Genomic DNA, 24,905 nt, shown 5'->3' on the forward strand with positions numbered 1-24,905 from the left:
ATCGAGGTAATACCGATCCGATATCTGTGATGTGCGTCGTGATCTGACAGAAATCATTATCTGTGCAGGTAGAGGCGATGAAGTTGCGATAACAATGCCGTCTCGTTACCGTGCTGTGATCACAGTTGTCGTCCGTCTGGAAATAATCGTGTCACCTTTCACCAAGATCAATCGCGTCAAGTCGCCGGTGTTCTACTCGGTGGTCGCCGCCGTCTTCGTCACCCTCGGTGCCGGTGGCGCCACTGCTGTGGTTCAGCACAAGGACGTCGTCCTCGACGTCGACGGTGAGCAGCGTGCCTTCGGCACGATGAACTCCAACGTCGGCGACATCCTGGCCGCCGCCGGCTACACCGTCGACGAGAACGACGTCGTGGCCCCGGCCGTGGACTCGTCCGTCTCCGACGGCGACACCATCGTCCTGCGACAGGCCCGCGAACTGCACCTCACCGTCGACGGTGAGGAGCGCTCGGTGTGGACCACCGCGCTGACCGTCGACGAGGCACTCGACCAGTTCCGCCTCTCCGACGACGCCTACGTCTCCGCTTCGCGTTCGCACCGCCTTCCGCTCGACGGCGCCGATCTCGAGGTCGTCAACCCCAAGACGGTGCGTTTCGCCGACAACGGGGCGCCCGCCGCCGAGGTGCGCGTCGCAGTGCCGACGGTCGCGGAGTTCCTGGAGTCCCAGGGCACCAAGCTCGAGCAGGCCGACAGCGTCACTCCTGCCCTCGACGCGCAGCTCGAGGAGGGTATGGAGGTCGTAGTCACCCGCGACCGGACCGAGTCGCGGACCGAGAACCTGCCGATCGCGCCGCCGGAGAACCGCGTGGACGATCCGAACATGCTCGAGGGGGAGACCGCCGTGAGCGACCCGGGTGCTCCGGGCGAGCGGTCGGTGACCTTCGACGTCCACACCGTCAACGGTGTCGAGGTCGGACGCACCGAGACCGCTTCGAAGGTCCTCGCCGAGCCGCGGCCCGTCGTGGTCCGCGTCGGCACCAAGCCGAAGCCTGCCGTACCGGCCTCCGGTCGCGCCTCCACCTGGGACGCTCTCGCGCAGTGCGAGGCGACCGGCAACTGGGCGATCAACACCGGCAACGGCTTCTACGGTGGCCTGCAGTTCACGCAGCAGACGTGGGCCGGCTTCGGCGGCACCCAGTACGCGCCGCGTGCCGATCTCGCGACCCGCGAGCAGCAGATCGCGGTCGCGGAGAAGGTCCAGGCGACCCAGGGCTGGGGTGCGTGGCCGTCCTGCACCAGCAAGCTCGGTCTGCGCTGACCGGCACGGGTGCGCACGGTGTGACCTGCTCCCGAGTGCGCTAGGTTCACCACGTGTCAGCAGACGATCCCGAAACCACTCCGAGGGCCACCCCGGCTTCTCCGCGCGGGCTCGCCGCGCTGCTCGGACCCGCCGAGGTCCGCGCACTCGCGGAGGAGTTCGGGGTGCGCCCGACGAAGCAGCTCGGCCAGAATTTCGTGCACGACGCGAACACGGTGCGCCGCATCGTCAACGTCGCCGGGGTCGGCCCCGAGGACGTCGTGCTCGAGGTCGGGCCCGGGCTGGGTTCGCTCACCCTCGCCCTGCTCGACGTCGTCGATCGTGTGGTCGCCGTCGAGCTCGATCCCGTTCTCGCGCAGCGTATTCCCACGACCGTGCAGGAGCGTGCCCCGCAGCTCGCCGACCGCTTCGACGTCGTGCACATGGACGCGATGAAGGTGCTGCCGAAGGACCTTCCCGTCACGCCCACCGCGCTCGTCGCCAACCTGCCCTACAACGTCGCGGTGCCGGTGCTGCTGCACCTGTTCTCCGAGTTCCCCACTCTGCGAACCGCTCTCGTGATGGTGCAGGCCGAGGTCGCCGATCGGCTCGCAGCCGAACCGGGCGGCAAGATCTACGGCGTGCCCAGTGTGAAGGCGCGGTTCTTCGGCGACGTCCGCAGGGCCGGCGCCGTCGGGCGTGCGGTCTTCTGGCCCGTTCCCCAGGTGGAATCGGGCCTCGTGCGCGTCGACCGCTACACCGAGCCGCCGTGGCCCACCGACGCGCAGACGCGCGCCCGGGTCTTCGCCGTCGTCGACGCGGCCTTCGCTCAACGGCGAAAGACGTTGCGCGCAGCGCTGAGTGGATGGGCGGGCTCGCCAACGGAGGCCGAGAGGCGCCTGCTGGCCGCCGGTATCGAGCCGTCGACCCGCGGGGAGAAGCTCGACGCCGCCGCCTTCGTGAGGCTTGCAAGCGTGCAGTGATCCCGGTCACTCCTCCTGGCGGCGGGCTGCGATGTGTGGTTAAGTTGTCCTCGGTCGTTAGGTAGTGTGTTCGTGGTTTACCCCTCGCACATTTCTGGTTGCGAGCGGAGGCGATAGCCACGATGGAATCGTTTCAGCCGTGTAGTGACAGACCCGGGAGCCGAAACCGACTCCCGACGAGACAGAACGTCTACATCCGTTCTGCCTGCAAGTGAAGGACAGCAACATGGCTGAAGGTACTGTGAAGTGGTTCAACGGCGAAAAGGGCTTCGGCTTCATCGCTCCCTCGGACGGCTCCGCTGACGTCTTCGTGCACTTCTCCGAGATCCAGGGCCGCGGCTTCCGCACCCTCGAGGAGAACCAGCGCGTGAGCTTCGAGATCGGCCAGGGCCAGAAGGGCCCGCAGGCCACCGGCGTGAACGTCATCGGCTGATACCGATAACTCTCCGAATCCGGGCCGGCACCTCAGGGTGCCGGCCCGGATTCGTTCGTCCGGTCAGCCGATCATCGCTCCGTAACCGGTGATGCCCACGCCGGACGAGCCGGTCGACGACCCCGCGGAGTCGGCCGAACCGGTGGCCACGCCGGCCGAGCCGGTGGGCGGGTTGACGCAGTCCACGAGATTCAGCGAGCGCAGGACCAGGTCGCCGAGCGAGCAGACGCGCGGCGGGGCCGGTTCGGCCGAGGCGACGCCGGCGGTTCCCAGCGTGGCCGCCGCGGCGACGACGCAGACGGCGACCGCATTGCGTACGGATCGAGTCACATTTCCTCCAGTGTGTTCACGAGTCGCCCGATCGTAGAGCGCGGCCGCGGCGGTCGGGAAGCATCCGTATCCCGAGTAAGCTCTGTACTCGTGCTTTCCGTCGTGCCGACCCCCGTGACAGTGCGGGTCCCGTCCAAGGTCAACCTGCATCTCGCGGTGGGCGACCTCCGTCCCGACGGCTACCACGACCTGCACACCGTCTTCCAGGCCCTGTCCCTGTACGACGAGGTGTCGGTGGTCCCCGCCGACACCCTGAGCGTGACGGTGCGCGGTACGGGCGCCGAGGTGGTGCCCACCGATTCGACGAACCTGGCGTGGCGCGCCGCCGAGATGATGGCGGAACGAGCCGCGCGCACCCCCGACGTGGCGATCACGATCGACAAGGGCATCCCCGTCGCCGGCGGAATGGCCGGTGGCAGTGCCGACGCGGCCGCGACGCTGGTCGCGCTCGACGCGCTGTGGGGAATCGGGGCACCCCGGGAGGACCTCGCGGATCTCGCCGCCCGGCTCGGCAGCGACGTGCCGTTCTGCCTCCACGGCGGCACGGCGATCGGAACCGGACGGGGTGAGCGCCTCGTCCCTGTCCTCACCCGCGGCACCTTCCACTGGGTGCTGGCCCTCGCGAAGGGCGGCCTGTCCACACCGGTCGTCTTCCGCGAACTCGACCGGCTGCGCGCCGAGGGAGAACCTCAGCGTGTCGGCAGCGCCGATGCCGTGCTCTCCGCGCTCGGCTCCGGCGACGCCCACCAGCTCGCGCCGCTGCTCGGCAACGACCTGCAGGCCGCGGCCCTGTCTCTCGACCCCATGCTGCGGCGCACGCTCCGGGCGGGTGTCGAGGCCGGCGCCCTGGCGGGCATCGTCTCCGGTTCGGGCCCCACGTGTGCGTTCCTCGTCGAGGACCAGCACGCCGCGGTCACCGTGAGCGCCGAACTCGCCGGCGCCGGTGTGTGCCGTACGGTGCGGGTCGCCTCAGGTCCGGTGCCGGGCGCCCGTGTCGTCGGCGACGCCGATCCCGCACACCCCTGATCCTTGTAGTACATCCCCGCAATTCTCGGAAGGCGTTGCTCCACGTGGCGAATCTGATCAACCTCGAACAGGTCTCGAAGTCGTTCGGCATCAAGCCGTTGCTCGACTCGGTGTCCCTCGGCGTGAACGAGGGGGAGCGGATCGGTGTCGTCGGCCTCAACGGCGGTGGCAAGACGACGATGCTCGAGGTGCTCGCCGGCATCGAGGAGCCCGATTCGGGCCGGGTGAGCCGCGTGAACGGTCTGCGCATGGCGGTCGTGACCCAGCGCGGCGGCCTGCCGGAGGGCTCGACCGTCGGCGAGGTGGTCCTCGGGCCGCTCGGGGTGGCCGAGCACGAGTGGGCGGGCGATGCGCGCATCCGCTCGGTGCTCACCGGCATCGGCATCGACAATCTCGGTCTCGACGCGGTCGTCGACGGTCTGTCCGGTGGCGAACGTCGCCGGGTCGCCCTCGCCGCGGCCCTCGTGCAGGATCTCGACCTGCTCGTCCTCGACGAGCCCACCAACCATCTCGACGTCGAGGGCGTGCAGTGGCTCGCCGAGCACCTGCTGTCGCGGCGCAGCGCGCTCGTTGTCGTCACCCACGACCGCTGGTTCCTCGACACCGTCGCGACCCGCACCTGGGAGGTCGTGAACGGTCGGGTCGAGAGCTACGAGGGCGGCTACAACGACTGGATCTTCGCGCGCGCCGAGCGTGCCCGCCAGGCCGACGCGATGGAGGAACGCCGTCGCAATCTCGCGCGCAAGGAACTCGCGTGGCTGCGTCGCGGTGCCCCGGCCCGCACGTCCAAGCCGAAGTACCGCATCGAAGCCGCCGAAGCGCTGATCGCGAACGTGCCGCCGCCGCGCGACTCGGTGGCGCTGGCGTCGTTCGCGAAGCGTCGCCTGGGCCGCGTCGTCATCGAACTCGAGGACGCGACCCTCACCACCCCGGACGGTCGCGAGTTGGTCCGCGACCTCACCTGGCGTCTCGGCCCGGGCGAGCGGATCGGTCTCGTAGGCGTCAACGGCTCGGGCAAGACGACCCTGCTGCGCACGCTCGCGGGCGAACTCGAACCGGCGCAGGGACGTCGCATCCAGGGCCAGACCGTCGAGATCGGCTGGCTGCGGCAGGAACTCGACGACCTGCCCACCGACATGCGGGTGCTCGAGGCCGTCAAGGATGTGGCCGAGCGGATCACGTTGGGCGACAAAGAGATCTCCGCCGGTCAGCTCGCCGAACGTCTGGGCTTCACCCCGGCCCGGCAGCGCACCCCGGTCGGCGACCTGTCCGGTGGTGAGCGTCGTCGCCTGCAGCTCACGCGCGTGCTCATGGCCGAGCCGAACGTGCTGCTCCTCGACGAGCCCACCAACGACCTCGACATCGACACTCTCCAGCAGCTCGAGGACCTGCTCGACGGCTGGGCCGGAACCCTCGTGGTCATCAGCCACGACCGGTATCTCGTCGAACGCATCTGTGATTCGACGTGGGCCCTGTTCGGCGACGGCCGGCTCACGAACCTTCCCGGCGGCATCGAGGAGTATCTGCGCCGGCGTGCAGCCATGGGCGACGGCGACGTGCCGTCGGTGGCGTCGACCGTCTCGAAGACCGGTGACGCCGCGGAGCAGCCGAAGAAACGCGACGGTGCCGCGGAACGTGCCGCGCGCAAGGAACTGTCGCGCCTCGAGCGTCTCGTCGCAAAGCTGACCGAGAAAGAGGAGAAGCTGCACCACGACCTCGCGGAGGCGGCGACCGATCCCGACCGGCTGCAGAAGCTCGACGCGAAGTTGCGTGAGGTGGTCGCGGAGAAGGAAGCGGCCGAGGAGCAGTGGATGGAGCTCGCCGAAGATCTCGACTGAATCCTCTTGACCTCGAGTCGGCTCGAGGTCGCAGGATGGGCGTCGTCAGAAGGAACGCCCATCAGGAGGATCCATGTCCGTCACCGAAACATCCGGTACCTCTACGCATCTCCCGCAGTCCCGACTCGCACGTTCCGCTGTGGTGGTCGCCGCGTCCGTCGTGACCGCACTGGTGATCGACCTCGTGCTGTGGGCCGTCGGGCTCGTCGCGGGTGGCTCGTTCGAACACACCGACGCCGGTGAGGTGGTGAGCGCGGCGCCCGGTGGCGTGGTGCTCATGTCCGTCGTCCCGCTCACCGTCGGTCTCTCCGTCGCGGCCCTGCTCACCCTGTGGTGGAACGGTTTCGCGCGGATCGCCCAGGTCGTCGGGGCGTTGCTGCCGCTGGCGACGATCCAGGGCACGATCTCCGCGGACTTCGACACGCCGAGCACCGTCGCCCTGGCGCTGATGCACGTCGTGATCGCCGTGGTGGTCGTCGTCGCACTGGAGATGCTCCGTGCGCGTGCCTGACACGAGTAGGGGGAGGAAATGTGCGCTTTCGCAAGGAAAGTCGCACATTTCCTCCCCCGAGTTCGGGCGGAGACCTACAGGCCGAGCAGCTTGCTGATGATCTCGTTCATGATCTCGTTGGTGCCGCCGCCGATGCCGAGGACGCGGGCGTCGCGGAAGTGGCGCTCGACCTCGCTCTCGCGCATCAGGCCGATACCACCGGAGAGCTGAACCGCCTCCATGACGGCGTGGTCGCAGACCTTGACGGCGTTGTTCTTCGCCATCGACGTCTCGAGCAGCATGCCCTCGCCGTTGACCCACCGCTCGGCGACCGAGCGGCAGAACGTCTGTGCCGCAGTGATCTCGGTGGCGAGCTCGGCGAGACGGTGACGCACGACCTGGCGCTTCGACAGCGGACGGCCCATCGTCTCGCGGGACTTGACCCACTCGACGGTCAGGTCGAAGCAGCGCTGCGCGGTGGCGACGGCTTGGAAGGCCAGCGACAGGCGCTCACCCTGGAACTGCTGCGCGATCTGCCCGAAGGCCGAGTTCTCGGCGCCGATGAGGTTGGAGACCGGCACGCGCACGTCGTCGTAGAACAGCTCGGCGGTGTCCGAACACAGCCAGCCCATCTTGTCGAGCTTGCGGGAGACCGTGAAACCCGGTGTGTCCGTAGGGACGACGACGAGCGAGATGCCACCGGCGCCGGCGTCGCCCGTGCGCACCGCGGTGGTCACGAAGTCGGCGCGTGTACCCGAGGTGATGTAGAGCTTCGCACCGTTGATGACGTACTCGTCGCCGTCACGACGCGCGGTCGTGCGGATGTTCGCGACGTCGGAGCCGCCGCTGGGCTCGGAGATCGCGAGCGAACCGATCGCGCGACCCTCGAGCGCGGGACGCGCGAACCGCTCGATCAGGTCGGTGTTGCCCGACGAGACGATGTGCGGGGTGGCGATGCCGTGGCTGAACAGCGCCGAGATCAGGCCCGACGAACCACCGGCGAGGATGATCTCCTCGAGGATCGCGAGCATGTCGAGGGCGGTGCCGCCCGAGCCGCCGTGCTCCTCTGCGACCGAGGCGCCGAGCAGGCCCGCGTCGGCGGCCTTGCGATGCAGTTCGCGCGGGATCTCGCCGGCGCGCTCCCACTCGTCCAGGTGGGGGACGATCTCCTTGCGCGTGAAGTCGGCGGCGAGCTGACGGAGCGCCTTCTGCTCGTCGGTGTCCCAGCGGATCACTTCGGTGGTGGTCATGCCTATTCGCCCTTCCAGACGGGTTCGCGCTTCTGCATGAAGGCCATGACACCTTCGAGGGTGTCGGCGCTGGTGGTGAGACGTGCAAGGGCCTTGTCGGTCAGCTCCCAGGGCAGGTCCTCGGCGGGGACGTTGCCGTCGATGATGCCGCGCGCGACGGTCTTGCTGGCCTGCACGGCGAGCGGAGCGCCCTTCGCGACGTCGGCGGCGAGAGCGAGAGCGGTGTCGAGGACCTCGGCCTGCGGGACGACCCGGTTGACGAGGCCCCAGCGCAGCGCGTCGGCGGACGACATCGGCTTGCCCGTCAGGACGAGTTCCATCGCGACGGCGCGGGGGATGGCCTGGCCGATGCGGAAGACACCACCGGCACCGGCGATCAGGCCGCGGTGCACCTCGGGCAGACCGAATTCGGCGCTCTCGGAGGCAACGACGAGATCGCTCGCGAGGGCGAGTTCGGTGCCACCGCCGAGGGCGGTGCCGTTGACCGCGGCGATGACGGGCTTGGAGATGTGGTGCTTGACGACACCGGCGAAGCCCCAGTGCGCGGTCTCGGGCGGGGTGACGCCGTCCGGTCCCTTGGTGCCGAGGGCCTTGAGGTCGGCGCCGCCGCAGAAGACGGCGTCGCCGGAGCCGGTGAGCACCACGACACGCACGTCGCGGTCCTCTTCGGCGCGGTCCCAGGCCTCACCGAGTGCCTGGTGCACGTCGGCGTTGATGCTGTTGGCCGCCTTGGGACGGTTGATGGTGACGAGCAGGACGTGCTCGCGCTTCTCGACGAGAACGACGGGTTCGCTCACGACTGGGACTCCTCGGGGGACAGGTGCTCGATGCGGGTGACGGTGAGAGTGCCGCCGTTGTCGGTGACGTGGACGGTCTCGCCGACGATGTCGGCACCGGCGGCGAGGACCGCGGCGCCGGTGGCGTCGGTCTGGCCGGAGACACGCCGGCCGTCGGGGGTGAGGCCGACGAGGAAACCGACCGACGGGTTGCCGTCGCGACCGAATTCGGCCGTGGCGGTGACGATCTGGACCTCGCCGCTGTAATCGGTGGCGGTCTCCGGCGCGGACGGCTCGAGCAGCACGTGCTCGGGGTCGCCGACGTAGCCGTCGGTGTGCGGTGCGCAGCCGAGGACCACGACGTGCTGGTAGGTCAGGTAGCCGCCGTTGCCGTGCACGAGGGCGAGCTCGCCGTCCTGGCGCAGCCGCTTGGCCACCGACACCACCGAGTGCAGCGTGTAGCTGTTGAGCGGGCCGCCGAAGAAGGAGTGGCCGCCGGTCACCGACGGGACGGTGTCGCGGGGGAGGCCGAGCTGCTCGATGAGCAGCTTCGGGACCACGGGGAAGCAGCTGTAGGCGTCGATGATGTCGAAGTCGCCGGGACGCAGGTCGGTCGCCGACAGCGTGCGCCGCAGCGCATCGTCGAGTGCGGCGGAGCGTCCGAAGTCGCCGCGGGCGAGCACGTCCGAGGGCTCGGTCGCGCCGGCGCCGCCCCACACGTAGAGCAGGTGGTCGTCGGGGACGCCGAGTTCGCGGGCCACGGCGAGCGAGGTGACGACCACGGCAGCGGCCTGGTCGACGAACGGCATCGCGTTGACCAGCAGTGGGTACGGATCGGTGACGAGGCGGTTCTTACCGGCGACGGTGCGGATGTCGTCGGCGGTGCGGCGCTCGGGGTTCCAGGACGCCGGGTTCTCGGCGGCGAACTGCGAGAAGGCGGCGTACAACGTCGCCGACCAGTCGAGCGACTTCTCGCGCGAGTGCCCGAGATCGTGGCTGAGCCGGTTCTCGAACAGCGGGTAGACCCGCGTGGGGACGATCATGCCGGCGCGCTGCATGGCGGGGCTGCCGAGATCCTCGTTGCTGATCGGCGCGGGGCCGCCCGGGGCGGTGGTCCATCCGAGCGTGACCGGATCCGTTCCGACCTTGTACGAGTTGGTCGCCGAGGCCTGCGCCTCGCCGCCGACGAGCAGCGCGACGGTGCTGGTGCCCGCGGCGATGTCGTGGCCGATGCGGTCGAGCAGGGCCGCCGGCCAGTGGCCGCCGATCGGCGTGGTCGACGTGTGTTCGGGCGCCGCGCCGAGACGTTCGGCGAGCAGGCCCGGCAGGTCGTCGTAGTTCCAGCTCGCGGTCTTGATCGCGTGGATGGTGTCGATCCGCGTGGCGAGATCGGCGCCGGAGTCGGCGATCGCAGCGAGGGTGGCCTCGTGGATGAGGTCGAGCGGTTCACGCGGGTCGGCGGGCGCACCGGCACGGCCGGAGCGCAGGTCGCCGACGCCGATCACGACGGGCACCCGAGTGGGGTCGGTCATGGCGTTCCTTCGGTCTGCTCGGGGAGGAGGACGCCGCCAGCTTAATACGGACTATTTCAGTCTGTAAATTGAGGAGTGGTCTGGCACACTTGCCCGATGTGACCGAAGTACCCGCCCCGCGCCGCCGCGGCCGACCCCGCGACGCCGACCTCGAGGACCGCGTGTTCGACGCCGTGCTCGAGGTGTATTCCGAGACGAGCTGGCGTGGCTTCACGCTCGACGCGGTCGGGCGACGCGCGCGGGTGGGCCGCGCCGCCCTCTACCGCCGCTGGTCGAGCAAGGACGACCTGCTGGTCCAGGCCCTCGAAGCGCGCAGCCCACTGCCCGTGCCGATCGACACCGGCGCGCTCCGATCAGATCTCGTCGAACTCGCCCGGCAGCTGTTGCGCGGTTACCGGACCACCCCCGGTCTGGTGAGCCTGCGCGTCGCGCTCGACGCCCGCGCCAATCCCGAACTGCTCGCCCGGCTGATCCACACCCTCAACCGCAGCCGCGTACTCGCGGCACGCACGATCGTGCACCGCGCCGTCGAGCGCGGCGAACTCCCCGCCGACACCTCGGCGACGTTGCTGCTCGAGATGGTCACCGGCACCGTGCTCAGTCACGCCCTGTTCGCGTTGACGACACCGGACCAGAGCGTCGACGACGACTACGCCGAACTCGTCGTCGACGCGACGATCCGCGCGTTGCGCCGTCCCGAGTCGTGACCGGTACGGTCTCCCGTGACCGAATCGCGATCGAATGCCGCCTGGTAACAGTGTGATTCCGGCCGCTTGCGCCGGTCGTCCGGGCTAGCCTGGAATGCGAATACTCGCAGGGGGGGCGCCAATGGGAGGCCGACGATGGATGTGCAGGCGGTAGCGGAGATCACGCGGCTCAAATACCGTTATGCGCGAGCGCTCGACACGAAGGACTGGGACGAACTGGCGAAGACCCTCACCCCCGACGCACACGCCGTCTACGGGGAGCATCTCGTTTTCGACTCGCGCGACGCCTTCATAGGTTTCCTCGAGAACACGCTGGGAACGCGCTTGATCACGGAGCACACGTGTTCCCATCCCGAGATCGACATCGCCGACGACGGCCGCACCGCCACCGGGGTGTGGTTGCTGTCCGACACCGTGATCATCCCCGAGGACGGGATGTTGTTGCGCGGATCGGCCTACTACCACGATCGATACAGTCTCGACGACGACGGATGCTGGCGTATCAGCCGCACCGGTTACCAGCGGAACTGGGAGACGGTCACATGCATGGGCGACGCGGCCTCGGTACGGTTGACGACCAATCGATGGGCGCTGCTGCAGCAACCGAAAGCGTCCTGAGCGGAAACGACACGATGGTCCCGGAAGGCTCCGCCGATTTCCCCCGTTCGGGAGGCGCCGCCGATTTTCCCCGCTCAGGGGCGCTGCCCTACCTGACGGTGCCGCGGGCCCACGAGGCGATCGAGTGGTACACCCGGGTCTTCGGAGCCTCGCTGACCGCCGATCCGGTCGTCATGGACGACGGTCGCGTCGGGCACGCCGAACTGCGGTTCCCCAGCGGAATGGTCTATCTCGCAGACGAATTCCCCGAACTCGGACTCACCGCGCCGCAGGAGGGGGCGGTCTCGGTGAGCCTGATGCTCGAGGTGGCCGACACCGACACGGTGCTCACCCGCGCCCGTCTGGCCGGCGGTTCGGTCGAGAGGTGGATCAACGAGGCCCACGGCCATCGCAACGCCACCCTCCTCGATCCCTTCGGGCATCGCTGGATGCTCGTCGGCCCGTTGACCGGCAAGCTGCCGCCCCCTCGGGAGTGAACTCCGGCTCGGTACCATGCGGCGATGAGCGAGATCGCGCGTCGCAGTGAGTTTCCCGATGTCCGTGGCTGGATCCGAGCCCTACCCACCCTCACGGCGTCCGCGCCGCCGTTCGAACCGGCCGCGACGCCGCAGGAGACCTTCCTCCGGTGGCTCACCGAGGCGGCCGAGGCCGGCGTCGCCGAGCCGCACGCCGCGACCCTGGCGACCGTCGACCCATCCGGGACGCCCGACGCGCGCACGCTGCTGATCAAGGACGTCACCGACGACGGCTGGTGGTTCTCCGGCGACGACCGTTCCCCGAAGGGCCGCCAGCTCGACACGACACCGGCCGCCGCGCTCACCGTGTACTGGCGCGAACTCGGCCGGCAGATCCGCGTGCGCGGGCCCGTCCTGGTCGGCCCACCCGAGGTGTGTGCCCGCGACTTCCGGGAACGGTCGATCTTCGCCCGCGCGGTCGCGTCCACGGGACACCAGAGCGAGGTCCTCACCGATCCCGGCGAGTACGACGACCTCGTGCGGGAACGCCTGACCGCGCTCGAACACGATCCGGACCTCGTCTCGTCACACTGGACGGCGTGGTGCGTCGCCGCCGAGACCGTGGAGTTCTGGCAGGCGGACCCGGGCAGGCGGCACCTGCGGTATCGCTACCGGCGGGTGGGGGATCGGTGGGTCACCGAGGAACTTCATCCGTGACGTGTCGCGTGAGAAGGATCCGTCCCTTGCGACCGGTAGGCTCCCGCCCGTGAACGAGTCCTTCATCCGCACACGCGTCGCCAACGGAGTCGGCGAAGTGCAACTCGACCGTCCCGGTGCGCTCAACGCGCTCGACCGGTCGATGATCCGCGACGTCCGTTCGTCGCTTCTCGCCTGGCGCGACGACCCGGCTGTGACGGCCGTGCTCGTCACCAGCACGTCCGACCGCGCGTTCTGCGCCGGTGGCGACGTCAAGCCGGTGCGCGAGGTGGCCCTCGAGGGACGCTTCGACACCGTCCGGGAGTACTTCGCCGACGAGTACCGCCTCGACGAACTGGTCGCCACCTACCCGAAGCCCTACCTTGCGCTCCTCGACGGCGTCACGATGGGCGGTGGCCTCGGTATCTCGGTGCACGGCGCGGTGCGCGTCACCACCGAGAAGACCACGATGGCCATGCCCGAGACGGCCATCGGGTTCGTTCCCGACATCGGGTCGAGCCACTTCCTCCCGCGCCTGCGCGGCACCACCGCGCGGTGCGATGCGGTGGGGATGTATCTCGGACTCACCGGCGCCCGCATCGATGCGGGCGACGCGCTGGCCGTCGGCCTGGCCACGCACTACGTGCCCAGCGCCCGCATCGACGACTTCGCCGACCGCATCCGCGCCGGGCAGTGGCGCGACGCCCTCGACGAGTTCGTCGAACCGGCCCCCGAATCCTCCCTGGCGCAGCGTTTCCCCGACATCGAGACGGTGTTCGGCGACGGCACGGTGCTCGACATGGCGACCCGCCTCGACAGCCTCGCCGACATCGACGCCGAGTGGGCCGAGCAGACCCGCACGGCCCTGCGGTCGTTGTCGCCGACGAGCGTGTGGGCCACGGCCGAACTGATGCGACGCGGTGCCGAGAGCACGCTCGAGGAATGCTTCGCCCACGAACTCGACGTCGCCGTGCGCGTCGCCGCGACGCCGGACTTCATCGAAGGTGTGCGCGCCGTGCTCGTCGACAAGACCCGCGACCCGCAGTGGTCGCCCGCGACGCTCGAGGACGTCGATCCGGCGGCGATCGCCGCACTGTTCGGCGACGGATAACCCGCGACCTACCGCCTCTACCGGGAGTGACGCTGCGGTACCTGCAGGTCGACGACGATGGGCTGCCCACCGAGGGTCGCGTGGATCTCGGGCTTCTCGAGCCCGCCGGCCAGCAGGTACTCGCCGAGCAGCGTGAGCAGTTCGTCGTTGTCCGCTATCGGGTCGCCGTGCGATCCGGTGCTACGCGGGTCGCCGTGCGCTCCGGTGCTGCGGGAGTCGCGGGAGGTCAGTTCGTTCTGTGCGAGTCGCGCGGCGATACGCACCGACGCCACGCCCATCGAATTGCGCCGCGACGGGACCGGGCCCGGTGCGGTGATCGTGCCCAGGCTCTCGGTGGCCGTCGGGGTCGTCGTGGTGGTGGCGGGCCCGCTCGCGGAGCCGTTCGTGCCGGTGCTGCTCACCAGGGTCGTTCCTTCCTCGGAATTGCCGGCGCCCACCCCGCCGGCCGGGTCACCTTCGAGCGACGATGCGTCCCCCACGCTCGTGCGGTGTGTTCCGGGATCCGGCGTGCTCGTCAGCGGGGTACTGCTCGGAAGAGGAGTGCTCGGCAGCGGGTAGACGAAGGTGCCCGAGCGCTTCGCGCGTCCGGATCGCCTGCTCGTATCCGCCGTCCCACCGGACGACAGGTCCTCACCGGCTGCGGCCGGTACGTCGTCGTTCATCGACACAACTCCTGATTCCACCCGAATACGTCGGATCGACGAAAGGGAAAGTATCAGTAAAATCCGCTGGACGCACTACCCGTCCGGCGTCGCCGGGACGCTCAGTCGGTCGCTGCGACCAACGGTTCGAGAGTCAGCTCCGGCAGCTCCTTGAGGATGTACTGCAGCCGCCACTTGTCGCTGACGAGAGCGAGGAGCACGCCGTCCGACCGGGTGAACACCTCGACGCCGCGCTGGCGGTTCAGTTCGTCGGCCGAAGCCGCATCGGTGCGACGCGCGAGCGAGTAGCCGAGATGCTCGATCTTCGGGTCGACGTTGTACTCGGCCTTCATCCGCGCCGCGACCACCTCGAACTGCATCGGACCCACGGCTGCCATCACCGGCGACGCGTCGCCGCGGACGTCGTTGCGGAGGATCTGCACGACGCCCTCGGAGTCGAGCTGGTCCACGGCCTTGCGGAACTGCTTGTACTTCGAGGCACTCTCGGCCCGCAGGATCGCGAAGTGCTCGGGCGCGAACGACGGGATGGGCGGGAACTCCACCTTCTTGTCGACGTAGAGGGTGTGGCCCGGCGCCAGCGCGGTCGCGTTGACCAGGCCGACGACGTCGCCGGGATAGGCGTTCTCCACCGTGGAGCGTTCGCGGCCGAAGACCGTCAGCGCGTACTTGGTGGCGAAGGGCTTACCGGTCTGCGCGTGCGTGACGACCATGCCGCGCTCGAACACACCCGAGACGACACGCATGAACGCGAGCCGGTCGCGGTGGGCGGTGTCCATGCCGGCCTGCACCTTGAACACGACGGCGCTGAACGGATCGTCGACCTCGCGAGCGGTCTCGTCGATCGCGAGACGGGCCCGCGGCGGCGGTGCGAGCGTGACCAGGGTGTCGAGGATCTGCCGCACACCGAAGTTGAGCATCGCCGACGCGAAGATCACCGGCGAGGTCTGCCCGGCGAGGAACAATTCCTGATCGTGGTCCTGGCCGTTGGCCGACAGCAGTTCGGACTCCTCGGCGGCCTCGACCCAGGTGTCGCCCTCGAGGGCGAGCGCCTCGTCGGGGGACAGATGCTCCTCGGGGGCGATCTTGGCGCCGCCGGCCGTGCGGGTGAACTTGATGTACTCGGCCGCGTCTCCGTCCTCGCCGCGACGCAGCAGACCGCGGAAGTCGCCGGCGATGCCCACGGGCCAGAACAGGGGAGTCGGCATCAGGCCGATGCGCTCGTCGATCTCGTCGAGCAGTTCCAGCGGCGTCCGGCCCGGTCGGTCCCACTTGTTGATGACGGTGACCACGGGGATGCCCCGGTGGCGGCACACCTGGAACAGCTTCAGGGTTTGCGGCTCGAGACCCTTCGCCGCGTCGATGAGCATGACGGCGGCGTCGACGGCGGTGAGGACGCGGTAGGTGTCCTCCGAGAAGTCGGAGTGACCGGGGGTGTCGACGAGATTGACGACGTTGACGACCTCGTCGTCGGTGCCCGCGACGTCCGAGCGGGTGTAGTTGAACTGCAGGGCCGTGGAGCTGACGGAGATGCCGCGGGCCTTCTCCATCTCCATCCAGTCGGAGACCGTCGACTTGCGGCCCGCCTTGCCGTGGACCGCGCCGGCCTCCGAGATGACCTTCGCGTGCAGGGCGAGCGCCTCGGTGAGCGTCGACTTACCGGCGTCGGGGTGGGAGATGACGGCGAAGGTGCGTCTGCGCTCGGCTTCGGCTCTGACCTCCTTCGCGGACCCGGGCTTCGCGGTGCCGGAGGACTGCGCAGGCTCCGTCGTGCCGGTGGATTGACTGTCGGCCGAAGCGTGCGGGGTGCTCAACGGGAAAAACCTCTCGAAGGGGGCAGGGAGTAGGGGCGCTATCGCCGCCAACTCGTCCATGTTACTCGGCGATTCGGTGTCGATTTCCGCCAGATTCGATCACGTTTCCCCGAGGCCGCCCCATACCCACCGCTCGACGGCGCACGCTGATGTGCAACTACCGGATCTTGATCGAGGTCGTGCACCACCGGACGAGGAGCGGGTCGTGAGCAGGTTCACCGAGGAGATGTACGCGACGGCGGAGTCGGACACCGGGGCTCTGATCACCGGCGAACCGGATACGCCGCTGCGGCAGAGCTGGGGACGGATCCACCGTCAGGCCCGCCGCATGGCCGGCGCACTGGCTGCGGCGGGTATCGGACCCGGCGACGCGGTGGGCGTCCTCGCAGGCCAACCGGTGGACATCGCACCGGTCTGCCAGGCCGTGTGGATGCGCGGCGGAAGCGTGACGATGCTGCACCAGCCCACCCCGCGCACCGACCTGCAGATGTGGTCGCACGACACCGAGGTGGTGCTGCAGATGATCGACGCCCGGGCCGTCGTGCTCGGCGCACCCTTCGAGATCGCGGAGCCGCTGTTGCGCGAACGCGGCATCTCCGTCGTCACCGTGGAGCGGATGCGGGAGGGGAAGCCCGTCGATCCCGTCGACACGGCGGAGTCCGACATCGTGCTGCAGCAACTGACGTCCGGGTCCACCGGCTCGCCGAAGGCGGTGCGGATCACGCACGGCAACTTCTACGCCAACGCGACGGCGATGATGGACCGCGTCAAGTTCTCGCTCGACGACGACGTCATGATCAGCTGGCTGCCGCTGTTCCACGACATGGGCATGGTGGCCTTCCTCAGCGTCCCCATGCAGGTGGGCGCCGAGGTCGTGTCGGTCACGCCGCTGGACTTCCTGCGCTCGCCGATCCTGTGGGCGGAGCTGATCAGCAAGTACCACGGAACGCTCACCGCAGCACCGAATTTCGCGTACTCGTTGTTGGCCCGGAAGTTGTCGCAGGCGCCGGACGGCGCGCTCGACCTGTCGTCGATGCGCTGGATGTGGAACGGCGCCGAGCCGGTCGATCCCGACACGATGGAGGCCCTCGCGGAGGCCGGGGAGCGCTTCGGTCTCGACCCGTCCGCCCTCGCGCCCTCCTACGGGATGGCCGAGACCACGCTCGCGGTGTCGGTCCCCGATCCGGGACGCGGGATGGTGCTCGACGTGGTGGACCCCGACCTGCTCGAGGCCGGCGGGATGGCCGTGCCGACCAACCGCACCCACGCGCGCCGCATGCCCACCCTCGGCCGTCTCGTGGCCGGTCTCGAGGGCCGGGTCGTCGGCCGTGACGGACAGGTGCTGCCAGCCCGCGGCGTGGGCATCATCCAGTTGCGCGGCGAGGCCGTCACGCACGGCTATCTCACCGTGGACGGGCCCGTACCCGCGCAGGACGCCGACGGCTGGCTCGACACCGGCGACGTGGGTTACTTCACCGAGGAAGGGCTCGTCGTGGTGTGCGGCCGGGTGAAGGACGTCATCATCATGGGCGGCCGCAACATCTATCCCACCGACATCGAACGAGCGGCGGGGACCGTCGACGGCGTGCGTCCCGGCAACGCCGTCGCCATCCGGCTCGACGCGGGGGACAAGCGGGAATCGTTCGCGGTGGCGGTGGAGACCAAACTCTTCGACCATCCGGACGAGGTGCGCCGCATCGAACACGACGTCGTGCACGCGGTGGTCGCCGAGGTGGGCGTGCGGCCCCGCACGGTCGCGGTGCTCGGCCCCGGCAGCATCCCGAAGACCTCCTCGGGCAAGCTGCGTCGCGGCACCTCGCTGGCGTTGCTGACGCGAGCCTGACCTCACGCACGCCTCCTCGGCGGAGGCGGGTGGTCAGTGGATGCGGTTCTGGGCGCCTTCGAGACCGAGCTTCAGCAGCAGTTCGACGGCGTCGGCGCCTTCCTCGCACCACACGTCGAGTTCCTTGCGTTCGGTGGCCGAGAACGGCTTGAGCACGAAGTCGGCGGGATCCTGGCGGCCGGGCGGGCGGCCGATGCCCATCCGGACCCGCAGGTAGTCCTTGGTGCCGAGCGCCGACGAGGTGGACCGCAGGCCGTTGTGCCCGTTCTCACCACCGCCGAGCTTGAGCCGGATCGTCCCGAAGTCCAGGTCGAGTTCATCGTGCACGACGATCACGTTCGCGGGATCGACCGAGAAGAACTTGGCAAGGGAGGCGACCGGGCCGCCGGACAGGTTCATGTAGGTGCGCGGCTTCGCGATGATCACCTGCCGCCCGTCGAGCCGGGCCTGCACGATGTCGGCGTTGCTGCGCTTGTGCGCGGAGAACTTGCCGCCGACGCGTCCGGCCAGCACGTCGACCACCATGAATCCGATGTTGTGCCGGGTGTTCTCGTACTTCGGGCCGGGGTTGCCGAGACCGACCACGAGCGCGGCGTCGTCGCCCACGAACTGATCCTTCCGTGCATTCGAACGACGTGCGGCGCGCCACCCCGAAGGGATGACGCGCCGCACGAGTGACTTCACAGGGAGCCGGTGATGGCTCAGGCCTCCTCGGAGGCCTCTTCGGCGGTCTCTTCGCCCTCGGCGCCTTCCATGGCGTCGGCGGAGGGAGCCTCGACGATGTTCACGAGCAGCAGCTCGGGATCGTCCTGCAGGGTCGCGCCGGCGGGCAGCTCGACGCCACCGGCCAGGATCTGGGTGCCGGCCTCGGCGCCCTCGATCGAGACGGTGATCTCCTCGGGGATGTTCAGGGCGTCGGCCTCGAGCTTGATGGTGTTGACCTCGTTGACCACCAGCGTGCCGGAGCCGGCCTCACCGGCGAGGACGACGGGCACCTCGACGGTGACCTTCTCGCCCTTCTTCACGACGAGCAGGTCGGCGTGCTCGATGTAGCGGCGGATGGGGTGGACGACGACCGACTTGGTCAGCGCGAGCTGGTCCTCGCCGTCGATGTCGAGGGTGAGGATGGCGTTGGTGCCGTGGTTACGCAGCACGGCTGCGAACTCGAGGTCGGGGAGGGCGAGGTGCCGGGGCTCGGTGCCGTGGCCGTAGAGGACGGCGGGGACCTGGCCGGCGCGACGGGCGCGGCGTGCGGCACCCTTGCCGAACTCGGTGCGGACGCTGGCTACGAGACGATTCTCGTCGGACATGATGTGACGGCTCCTACGCTGGTGGCACTTCGTGGTCGGGTGTTCTCGAACGAACGGATCCGACACGTGCGACCGGGGAGCACATTGCTTCCGTCGCAGCCGCGTCGATCACGGTGATCCAGCGATATTGCGGTTCACCCTCGCCGAGACAACTCGAACCACTTTACCGGACGACGTCGAGCGGGGACAAACAGCCCTGTCGTCGGCCCGCGCGAGCTTCACGAGCGGGCGATGTCGTGCACCGAGGCGAGGAACCTGTCGACGTCGGCGGGGGAGACGAAGTAGTGGGGCGACGCCCGCACCACCGACTGCAGGTCGCGCGAGGTCATGTCCAGCAACGTCGAGCTGCGGTTGCTGACCGTGACCGTCACCGACCGCTCGGCCAGGGCGTCGCGGACCTCCTGCGGGTCGCGGCCGTCCACGGTGAACGAGACGATGCCGCTGCGCTGCTCGCCGAGGTCGGTGACGGTCACGCCGTCGATGCCGGCGAGCCCGTCGCGCACGTGCCCGGCCCGGTAGGCCACCGCCTCGGACACGGCGTCGACACCCAGGTCGAGGAGGTAGTCCACGGCAGCGCCGAGCCCGAGCCTGGCCGCCACCCCGGCCTCCCACATCTCGAAGCGGGTGGCGTCCGGGGCGAGTTCGTAGCTGTCGGCCGAGGTCCACGAGGCACTGTGCAGGTCGAGCACGGCCGGTTCGAGTTCGGTCACCAGTCGTGGGCGCACGTAGAGGAACCCGGTGCCGCGCGGACCGCGGAGCCACTTGCGCCCGGTGCCCGACAGCGCGTCGACGTCGAGTTCGGGCACGCTCACCGGCAGCTGCCCCACCGACTGGCACGCGTCGAGCAGCACGAGCGCCCCGACCGCGTGCGCGGCGTCGGCGATCTCCCGGACGGGGTTGACCAGCCCGCCGTTGGTGGGGGCGTGCACGACGGACACGAGCCGCACCCGTTCGTCGAGCATCCCCTCGAGTGCCTCGACGTCGATGCGACCGGACGGATCGGACGGAACGACCTCGACGGTGGCGTCGGTCGCCCGCGCGCGCTGCAGCGCGGCGATCGCGTTCGCGGCGTATTCGGCCTGCGAGATCAGGATGCGGTCGCCGGGTCGCAGCGGCACGGCGTAGAAGAAGGACGTCCATGCCCGCGAGGCCCCGTCGGACAGCGCGACGGAGGTCTCCGGCACGTCGAACAGGCGACCGAGCGAGGTCTTCACGGCCGTCAGGTCGTCGAGCCGCTCGTCGGCCGCCACGTACCCGCCGACCTCGGCCTCTCGGCGCAGGTGCGCGAGCATCGTCTCGAGCACCGGCGTCGGCGGCAGCGACGAGCCGGCGCTGTCGAGGAAGACCCGGTCGAAGCATCCCGGTGTGTCGCGTCGGGCCGCCTGAAGGTCCAGCACGGACACCTCACCTCCTCGGTCGTCCGTATCGTCGGGGTCGAGCCTGCCCGGTGGAGTGGGTTCGCGCACGCACCGGTGCGTTATCCGCGCGTCGTGTCCCCGACCGGGTTAGTCTCGACCGCAGACCTGGCGCACCGGCCGAGGGGGTGGACGAATGGCAATGGCAGTCGATGCCGCAGCCTTCCGTGCCCGTAAGGAAATCGGCTCCCGAGCAGCAGCGGAGGACCACGTCCGCAGCAGGGCGTTCCGGCTGGGAATCCCCAGGTTGATCGGGGTCGAACTCGAATGGCTCACCGCGCGGGCCGACGGCACCGAATCGCGTCCCGAACTCACGACGCTCGTCGAGGCCCTCGGGCCGCACGCGCCGCGCGCGGTGGCCCCGTCGTCGTCCGCCCGTCCGCTGCCGTCGGGCAGCGCGGTCAGCGTCGAGCCGGGTGGTCAGGTCGAACTGTCGAGCGTGCCGTGCACCTCGGCACGGCAGGTGTGCGATCGGCTCACGGCCGACCTCCGCATGCTCCGTGCGTTGCTGGCCCGCCGGTCGGTGATCATGCTCGACCGCGCCGCTGATGAGGTGCGGCCTCCCCACCGTCTGCTGCGCACCCCGCGCTACGGAGCGATGGAACTCCGCTACGACCGGATCGGCCCGATGGGCCGGTTGATGATGAACAGCACTGCGTCCGTTCAGGTTTCCGTCGACGCGGGACGCGACGAGCGGGAGATCGTGCAGCGCTGGGAGTTGCTCCACGCCATCGGCCCGGCGATGATCGCGGCCTTCGCGTGCTCGCCCCGGCTGCGAGGTGCTCCGGAGGGCGACTGGGCATCGCAGCGGATGCGCACGTGGCTCGAACTCGATCCCGCCCTCGGCCACGTCGACCATCCCGCCGACTACCCCGCATGGGTGCTCGACGCACCGCTGACCTGCGTGCGTTCGGAAATGCCCGAATGGTACGCACCGCCCGGCGCCACCTTCGCGGCGTGGCTCGCGGGCGAGCTCGACGCCGACATCCGCCGCCGACCCACCGTCGACGACCTCGACTACCACATGACGACGCTGTTCCCGCCCGTTCGTCCGTGCGGGCATCTCGAGGTGCGCTATCTCGACGCGCAGCCGGCCGAGTCGTGGCAGGTGCCCGTCGCGGCTCTCGAGGCGTTGCTGTCGGCGCCCGAGGTCTCCGCGGAGGCGTGCGCGATCGCCGCGCCGGTGCGCGACCAGTGGGCCGAGGCGGCCCGCGTCGGCCTCGTCTCACTCGAATTACGTGCTGCCGCAGCAGGTCTGCTCTCGCTCGCGGCGGAGTCCTCCCGCGACATGCGGTTCACCGCGGCGCTCGACGCGGCCGCAGCACGGTGCCTGCGCGGATTGGCGCCGGGTGAGGAGGTGCGGTGACACCTGCTCGTGTTGCGCTCAGGCGTCACCTCGAGCGGGCGCGTGCCCGCACCGAGGTGCTCACCTCCGTGCCGGAACAGGATCTCACCGCACAACATTCGCCGTTGATGAGCCCGCTGGTGTGGGATCTCGCGCACATCGCCAACCAGGAGGAGCGCTGGCTCGTGCGGGTCGCGGGCAGGCGCCCTGCGGTCCGCGGCGACATCGACGATCTCTACGACGCGTTCCGGCATCCCCGCGCGACCCGCACGGGGCTGCCGCTGCTCGACCCCGAGGCCGCCCGCGGCTACGCGCGTGCCGTCCGTGATCTCACCTGGGACGTGCTCGAGCACAGTGCATTCGACGACGAGCTGACCCGCGAGGGTTTCGTCTTCGCGATGGTCGCGCAGCACGAACAGCAGCACGACGAGACGATGCTCGCGACACACCAACTGCGACAGGGTCCGCCGCTGCTCGACGCGCCGGAAGCGCCGCGCACCGGAACCGTCCGCGACACCGAACGCGTCCGGATCCCCGCCGGCGCATTCGAGATGGGGACGTCCACCGATCCGTGGGCCCTCGACAACGAACGCCCGGCGCATGTCGTGGAGGTGCCGGAGTTCGAACTCGACGCCGTGCCCGTCACCAACCGTCGGTACCTCGAGTTCATCGAGGACGGTGGCTACGAGCGGCCCGAACTGTGGAGCGAGGCAGGCTGGCAGCACCGCCTCGACGCCGGTCTCGAGGCCCCGCAGTTCTGGAGTCGCGACGAAACCGGATGGCGCCGAACGGCCTTCGGTCGTACCGCGCCGCTGAACCCGGACGAGCCGGTCGTGCACGTGTGCTTCCACGAGGCCGAGGCGTTCGCCCGCTGGGTCGGTGGGCGTCTTCCGACCGAGGCCGAATGGGAGAAGGCGGCGCGCTGGGATCCGGCCACCGGACGCAGCCGCCGATTCCCCTGGGGCGACGAGGATCCCGGTCCCGGACACGCCAATCTCGGTCAGCGTCATCTCGGTCCCGCCGTGGTCGGCGCGTATCCGGAGGGGGCGTCGCCGCTCGGGGTGCATCAGCTGATCGGCGACGTGTGGGAGTGGACGTCCACACCGTTCACCGGCTATCCGGGCTTCCGTGCGTTCCCCTACCGCGAGTACTCGGAGGTCTTCTTCGGCGACGGACACCGGGTGCTGCGCGGAGGATCGTTCGGGACCGACGAGGTCGCGTGCCGCGGAACCTTCCGCAACTGGGACCTGCCCGTCCGTCGTCAGATCTTCGCCGGGTTCCGCGTCGCATACGGGACGGGCGATGTGTAGACATCTGGCGTACATCGGACCGGAGACGAACGTCGCCGCACTGCTGTCCACCGGAACCAATTCGTTGCTCCGCCAGTCGTGGGCGCCCACCGACATGCGTGGAGGAGGGACGATCAACGCCGACGGCTTCGGCGTCGGATGGTGGAGTGCCGAAGGCACTTTCGGACGCTACCGATCGGCGTTGCCGATCTGGTCCGATTCCTTCGTCGGTGAAGGCCTGACGTCGATACGGTCGCGCACCGTCGTCGCCGCGACCCGCTCGGCCACCGAGGGGATGCCCGTCGAACGATCGGCGGCCGCACCCTTCTCCGACGACCGGTGGGCGTTCAGCCTCAACGGAGTCGTCCGGGGCTGGCCGGGATCGCTCGTCACCCTCGCCGGCGCGCTGCCCGTCGCCGAACTGCTGCGACTCGAATCTCCGACCGACGCCGCCACGTTGTGGCTCCTGCTGCAGTCGCGGCTGCGCTCGGCCGATCCCGAACCGGCGCTGATCTCGCTCGTCCACGACGTGCTGGACCTCGCACCGGACTCTCGTCTGAACATGTTGCTGTGCAACGAATCCGGGATCTGGGCCACCGCCTGGTACCACTCGTTGTGGACGTTCGTCGACGAACAGGTCGCGATCGTGGCGTCCGAACCGTTCGACGACGACAGTCGCTGGACACCGGTACCCGACCGGCATCTCGTCGCCGCGATGCCGGGCAAACTCATCGTCTCACCACTGGAGGTCGGCTCACCGTGATCGTCGACGTGCACCTGCGCCCCGAGGACCTCGACGCCAAACTGCGCGAGGACGCACGGCGCGGACTCACGTCCGATCCCAAGTACCTGTCGCCCACCTGGCTGTACGACGCGCGCGGCAGCGAACTGTTCGACGAGATCACGCGGCTGCCCGAGTACTACCCGACGCGCACCGAGTTCAGCCTGCTGCGCCGGCACGCCGCCGACTTCGCCGACGCCGCCCGCCCCGAGATGCTCGTCGAACTCGGCTCCGGGTCGTCGGAGAAGACGCACGTGCTGCTCGACGCCCTCGAACCGTATCTCCACACCTACGTGCCGCAGGACGTCTCCGAACCGGCACTGCGGTCGGCCGTCACCAGACTGGCGGCGGAGTATCCGAACCTGACGGTGCACGGGGTGGTCGGCGACTTCACCGATTCGCTCGCGCATCTCCCTGCCGGCGGGAAACGCGCGATCGCGTTCCTCGGTGGCACCATCGGCAACCTCGTCCCGAGCGAACGCGCACAGTTCCTCTCCGGGACGGCCGCGATCCTCCATCCCGGTGAGTGGCTGCTCCTCGGGGCCGGGCTCGTCATCGACCGCGACACCCTGATCGCCGCCTACGACGACGCGGCCGGAGTGACGGCGGAGTTCGACCGGAACGTCCTGCGGGTGCTCAACGACCGGCTCGGCGCCGACTTCGATCCCGGCCGGTTCGTGCACCGCGCCGTCTGGGACGCGGAGAACGAATGGATCGAGATGCGACTCGAGGCGACCGAGGCGATGGACGTGACGATCCCGGGCCTCGACCTGCAGATCTCTTTCGCCGAGGGCGAGCAGATCCGAACCGAGATCTCCGCGAAGTTCCGCCTCGTCGGTATCTCGCAGGAACTCGCCGACGCGGGATTCGTGGTCCGGCACGAATGGGTGGATCCGGACGGACGGTTCGTCCTGCTCGCCGCCTCCCGGGAGTAGTCCTCGAAAGGACG

25 protein-coding genes are annotated in these 24,905 nt (G+C 69.4%); 16 read left to right on the forward strand and 9 right to left on the reverse strand.

Annotation, left to right across the window (positions count from 1 at the left end):
- The first annotated feature begins 148 nt into the window (after nucleotides 1-148).
- The 3 genes from C6Y44_RS05900 (at nucleotide 149) to C6Y44_RS05910 (ending at nucleotide 2,671) form a co-directional block, all read left to right on the forward strand.
- On the forward strand, nucleotides 149-1,276 hold the full coding sequence (locus C6Y44_RS05900; RefSeq protein WP_159419015.1) for a resuscitation-promoting factor: 1,128 nt from the start codon (nucleotides 149-151) through the stop codon (nucleotides 1,274-1,276).
- A 53-nt stretch (nucleotides 1,277-1,329) separates the two neighbouring features.
- Nucleotides 1,330-2,238: a 16S rRNA (adenine(1518)-N(6)/adenine(1519)-N(6))-dimethyltransferase RsmA gene (gene rsmA / locus C6Y44_RS05905; RefSeq protein WP_120281691.1), complete on the forward strand. Its 909-nt coding sequence runs from the start codon at nucleotides 1,330-1,332 to the stop codon at nucleotides 2,236-2,238.
- Nucleotides 2,239-2,464: 226 nt separating this feature from the next.
- On the forward strand, nucleotides 2,465-2,671 hold the full coding sequence (locus C6Y44_RS05910; RefSeq protein WP_006553820.1) for a cold-shock protein: 207 nt from the start codon (nucleotides 2,465-2,467) through the stop codon (nucleotides 2,669-2,671).
- Between the two features lie 63 nt (nucleotides 2,672-2,734).
- Here C6Y44_RS05910 and C6Y44_RS05915 read toward each other — a convergent pair whose 3' ends face one another.
- Nucleotides 2,735-3,001 carry a hypothetical protein gene (locus C6Y44_RS05915; RefSeq protein WP_120281692.1) on the reverse strand — a complete coding sequence of 89 codons (267 nt, stop codon included), beginning with the start codon at nucleotides 2,999-3,001 and terminating at the stop codon, nucleotides 2,735-2,737.
- Nucleotides 3,002-3,091: 90 nt separating this feature from the next.
- On the opposite strand from C6Y44_RS05915, the gene C6Y44_RS05920 reads away from it, so the two are divergent.
- From C6Y44_RS05920 to C6Y44_RS05930, 3 genes are all read left to right on the forward strand, one after another.
- Nucleotides 3,092-4,027 carry a 4-(cytidine 5'-diphospho)-2-C-methyl-D-erythritol kinase gene (locus tag C6Y44_RS05920; RefSeq protein ID WP_026061828.1) on the forward strand — a complete coding sequence of 312 codons (936 nt, stop codon included), beginning with the start codon at nucleotides 3,092-3,094 and terminating at the stop codon, nucleotides 4,025-4,027.
- A gap of 44 nt (nucleotides 4,028-4,071) precedes the next feature.
- Complete coding sequence (locus C6Y44_RS05925) at nucleotides 4,072-5,865, forward strand: ABC-F family ATP-binding cassette domain-containing protein (protein WP_159419014.1); 1,794 nt, start codon at nucleotides 4,072-4,074, stop codon at nucleotides 5,863-5,865.
- Between the two features lie 73 nt (nucleotides 5,866-5,938).
- Nucleotides 5,939-6,376, forward strand: a complete 438-nt coding sequence (locus C6Y44_RS05930) for a DUF6069 family protein (protein ID WP_085468958.1) — start codon at nucleotides 5,939-5,941, stop codon at nucleotides 6,374-6,376.
- A gap of 74 nt (nucleotides 6,377-6,450) precedes the next feature.
- Here the strand turns inward: C6Y44_RS05930 and C6Y44_RS05935 are convergent, their stop codons facing one another.
- From C6Y44_RS05935 to C6Y44_RS05945, 3 genes are read right to left on the reverse strand one after another with little or no spacing between them, the layout of a single operon-like run.
- A complete protein-coding gene (locus C6Y44_RS05935; protein ID WP_059381644.1) occupies nucleotides 6,451-7,605 on the reverse strand; it encodes an acyl-CoA dehydrogenase family protein in 1,155 nt (384 codons plus the stop codon).
- Between the two features lie 2 nt (nucleotides 7,606-7,607).
- Nucleotides 7,608-8,402, reverse strand: coding sequence for an enoyl-CoA hydratase/isomerase family protein (locus tag C6Y44_RS05940; RefSeq protein ID WP_059381643.1), 795 nt, complete (start codon nucleotides 8,400-8,402; stop codon nucleotides 7,608-7,610).
- Nucleotides 8,399-9,913 carry an acetyl-CoA acetyltransferase gene (locus C6Y44_RS05945; RefSeq protein ID WP_159419013.1) on the reverse strand — a complete coding sequence of 505 codons (1,515 nt, stop codon included), beginning with the start codon at nucleotides 9,911-9,913 and terminating at the stop codon, nucleotides 8,399-8,401. Before C6Y44_RS05945 ends, C6Y44_RS05940 begins: the two co-directional genes overlap by 4 nt.
- Before the next feature lie 98 nt (nucleotides 9,914-10,011).
- On the opposite strand from C6Y44_RS05945, the gene C6Y44_RS05950 reads away from it, so the two are divergent.
- The 5 genes from C6Y44_RS05950 (at nucleotide 10,012) to C6Y44_RS05970 (ending at nucleotide 13,500) form a co-directional block, all read left to right on the forward strand.
- Nucleotides 10,012-10,620, forward strand: coding sequence for a TetR/AcrR family transcriptional regulator (locus tag C6Y44_RS05950; RefSeq protein WP_159419012.1), 609 nt, complete (start codon nucleotides 10,012-10,014; stop codon nucleotides 10,618-10,620).
- Nucleotides 10,621-10,755: 135 nt separating this feature from the next.
- The gene (locus tag C6Y44_RS05955; RefSeq protein ID WP_060652153.1) at nucleotides 10,756-11,238 is read left to right on the forward strand and encodes a nuclear transport factor 2 family protein; all 483 of its coding nucleotides are present in this window, start codon (nucleotides 10,756-10,758) and stop codon (nucleotides 11,236-11,238) included.
- 14 nt (nucleotides 11,239-11,252) lie between these two features.
- Nucleotides 11,253-11,714 carry a VOC family protein gene (locus C6Y44_RS05960; RefSeq protein ID WP_159419312.1) on the forward strand — a complete coding sequence of 154 codons (462 nt, stop codon included), beginning with the start codon at nucleotides 11,253-11,255 and terminating at the stop codon, nucleotides 11,712-11,714.
- A gap of 24 nt (nucleotides 11,715-11,738) precedes the next feature.
- A complete protein-coding gene (locus C6Y44_RS05965; protein ID WP_159419011.1) occupies nucleotides 11,739-12,410 on the forward strand; it encodes a pyridoxine/pyridoxamine 5'-phosphate oxidase in 672 nt (223 codons plus the stop codon).
- A 49-nt stretch (nucleotides 12,411-12,459) separates the two neighbouring features.
- Complete coding sequence (locus C6Y44_RS05970) at nucleotides 12,460-13,500, forward strand: enoyl-CoA hydratase/isomerase family protein (protein ID WP_159419010.1); 1,041 nt, start codon at nucleotides 12,460-12,462, stop codon at nucleotides 13,498-13,500.
- Between the two features lie 17 nt (nucleotides 13,501-13,517).
- On the opposite strand, the gene C6Y44_RS05975 is transcribed toward C6Y44_RS05970, so the two are convergent.
- Together C6Y44_RS05975 and C6Y44_RS05980 are read right to left on the reverse strand one after the other, a co-directional pair.
- The gene (locus C6Y44_RS05975; protein WP_159419009.1) at nucleotides 13,518-14,168 is read right to left on the reverse strand and encodes a hypothetical protein; all 651 of its coding nucleotides are present in this window, start codon (nucleotides 14,166-14,168) and stop codon (nucleotides 13,518-13,520) included.
- A gap of 95 nt (nucleotides 14,169-14,263) precedes the next feature.
- Nucleotides 14,264-15,973, reverse strand: a complete 1,710-nt coding sequence (locus C6Y44_RS05980) for a peptide chain release factor 3 (protein WP_120281703.1) — start codon at nucleotides 15,971-15,973, stop codon at nucleotides 14,264-14,266.
- 205 nt (nucleotides 15,974-16,178) lie between these two features.
- Between C6Y44_RS05980 and C6Y44_RS05985 the strand changes: the two genes are divergently transcribed.
- The gene (locus tag C6Y44_RS05985; protein WP_085468953.1) at nucleotides 16,179-17,816 is read left to right on the forward strand and encodes a fatty acyl-AMP ligase; all 1,638 of its coding nucleotides are present in this window, start codon (nucleotides 16,179-16,181) and stop codon (nucleotides 17,814-17,816) included.
- 33 nt (nucleotides 17,817-17,849) lie between these two features.
- On the opposite strand, the gene pth is transcribed toward C6Y44_RS05985, so the two are convergent.
- From pth to C6Y44_RS06000, 3 genes are all read right to left on the reverse strand, one after another.
- Nucleotides 17,850-18,422, reverse strand: coding sequence for an aminoacyl-tRNA hydrolase (pth, locus tag C6Y44_RS05990; protein ID WP_059381761.1), 573 nt, complete (start codon nucleotides 18,420-18,422; stop codon nucleotides 17,850-17,852).
- A 95-nt stretch (nucleotides 18,423-18,517) separates the two neighbouring features.
- Nucleotides 18,518-19,126, reverse strand: coding sequence for a 50S ribosomal protein L25/general stress protein Ctc (locus C6Y44_RS05995; protein ID WP_059381634.1), 609 nt, complete (start codon nucleotides 19,124-19,126; stop codon nucleotides 18,518-18,520).
- A 218-nt stretch (nucleotides 19,127-19,344) separates the two neighbouring features.
- The gene (locus C6Y44_RS06000; RefSeq protein WP_159419311.1) at nucleotides 19,345-20,523 is read right to left on the reverse strand and encodes an aminotransferase class V-fold PLP-dependent enzyme; all 1,179 of its coding nucleotides are present in this window, start codon (nucleotides 20,521-20,523) and stop codon (nucleotides 19,345-19,347) included.
- 154 nt (nucleotides 20,524-20,677) lie between these two features.
- On the opposite strand from C6Y44_RS06000, the gene egtA reads away from it, so the two are divergent.
- The 4 genes from egtA to egtD are packed head-to-tail and all read left to right on the forward strand — an operon-like array spanning nucleotide 20,678 to nucleotide 24,891.
- Nucleotides 20,678-21,907: an ergothioneine biosynthesis glutamate--cysteine ligase EgtA gene (egtA, locus tag C6Y44_RS06005; RefSeq protein WP_059381632.1), complete on the forward strand. Its 1,230-nt coding sequence runs from the start codon at nucleotides 20,678-20,680 to the stop codon at nucleotides 21,905-21,907.
- Nucleotides 21,904-23,196: an ergothioneine biosynthesis protein EgtB gene (egtB, locus tag C6Y44_RS06010; RefSeq protein ID WP_159419008.1), complete on the forward strand. Its 1,293-nt coding sequence runs from the start codon at nucleotides 21,904-21,906 to the stop codon at nucleotides 23,194-23,196. Before egtA ends, egtB begins: the two co-directional genes overlap by 4 nt.
- Nucleotides 23,189-23,938: an ergothioneine biosynthesis protein EgtC gene (gene egtC / locus C6Y44_RS06015; RefSeq protein WP_159419007.1), complete on the forward strand. Its 750-nt coding sequence runs from the start codon at nucleotides 23,189-23,191 to the stop codon at nucleotides 23,936-23,938. The genes egtB and egtC overlap by 8 nt, the downstream gene beginning before the upstream one ends.
- Complete coding sequence (egtD, locus tag C6Y44_RS06020) at nucleotides 23,935-24,891, forward strand: L-histidine N(alpha)-methyltransferase (RefSeq protein ID WP_159419006.1); 957 nt, start codon at nucleotides 23,935-23,937, stop codon at nucleotides 24,889-24,891. The genes egtC and egtD overlap by 4 nt, the downstream gene beginning before the upstream one ends.
- Nucleotides 24,892-24,905 lie beyond the last annotated feature (14 nt).

Source organism: Rhodococcus rhodochrous, assembly GCF_014854695.1.
Taxonomy (GTDB): domain Bacteria; phylum Actinomycetota; class Actinomycetes; order Mycobacteriales; family Mycobacteriaceae; genus Rhodococcus.

Excerpts from the sequence above, each read along its gene's own strand:
- C6Y44_RS05910 (WP_006553820.1), top strand. The coding sequence starts at position 2,465 with ATGGCTGAAGGTACTGTGAAGTGGTTCAACGGCGAAAAGGGCTTCGGC.
- C6Y44_RS05930 (WP_085468958.1), top strand. The coding sequence starts at position 5,939 with ATGTCCGTCACCGAAACATCCGGTACCTCTACGCATCTCCCGCAGTCC.
- C6Y44_RS05935 (WP_059381644.1), bottom strand. The coding sequence starts at position 7,605 with ATGACCACCACCGAAGTGATCCGCTGGGACACCGACGAGCAGAAGGCG.
- C6Y44_RS05945 (WP_159419013.1), bottom strand. The coding sequence starts at position 9,913 with ATGACCGACCCCACTCGGGTGCCCGTCGTGATCGGCGTCGGCGACCTG.
- C6Y44_RS05955 (WP_060652153.1), top strand. The coding sequence starts at position 10,756 with ATGGATGTGCAGGCGGTAGCGGAGATCACGCGGCTCAAATACCGTTAT.
- C6Y44_RS05960 (WP_159419312.1), top strand. The coding sequence starts at position 11,253 with ATGGTCCCGGAAGGCTCCGCCGATTTCCCCCGTTCGGGAGGCGCCGCC.
- C6Y44_RS05965 (WP_159419011.1), top strand. The coding sequence starts at position 11,739 with ATGAGCGAGATCGCGCGTCGCAGTGAGTTTCCCGATGTCCGTGGCTGG.
- C6Y44_RS05995 (WP_059381634.1), bottom strand. The coding sequence starts at position 19,126 with ATGTCCGACGAGAATCGTCTCGTAGCCAGCGTCCGCACCGAGTTCGGC.
- egtA (WP_059381632.1), top strand. The coding sequence starts at position 20,678 with ATGGCAATGGCAGTCGATGCCGCAGCCTTCCGTGCCCGTAAGGAAATC.
- egtC (WP_159419007.1), top strand. The coding sequence starts at position 23,189 with ATGTGTAGACATCTGGCGTACATCGGACCGGAGACGAACGTCGCCGCA.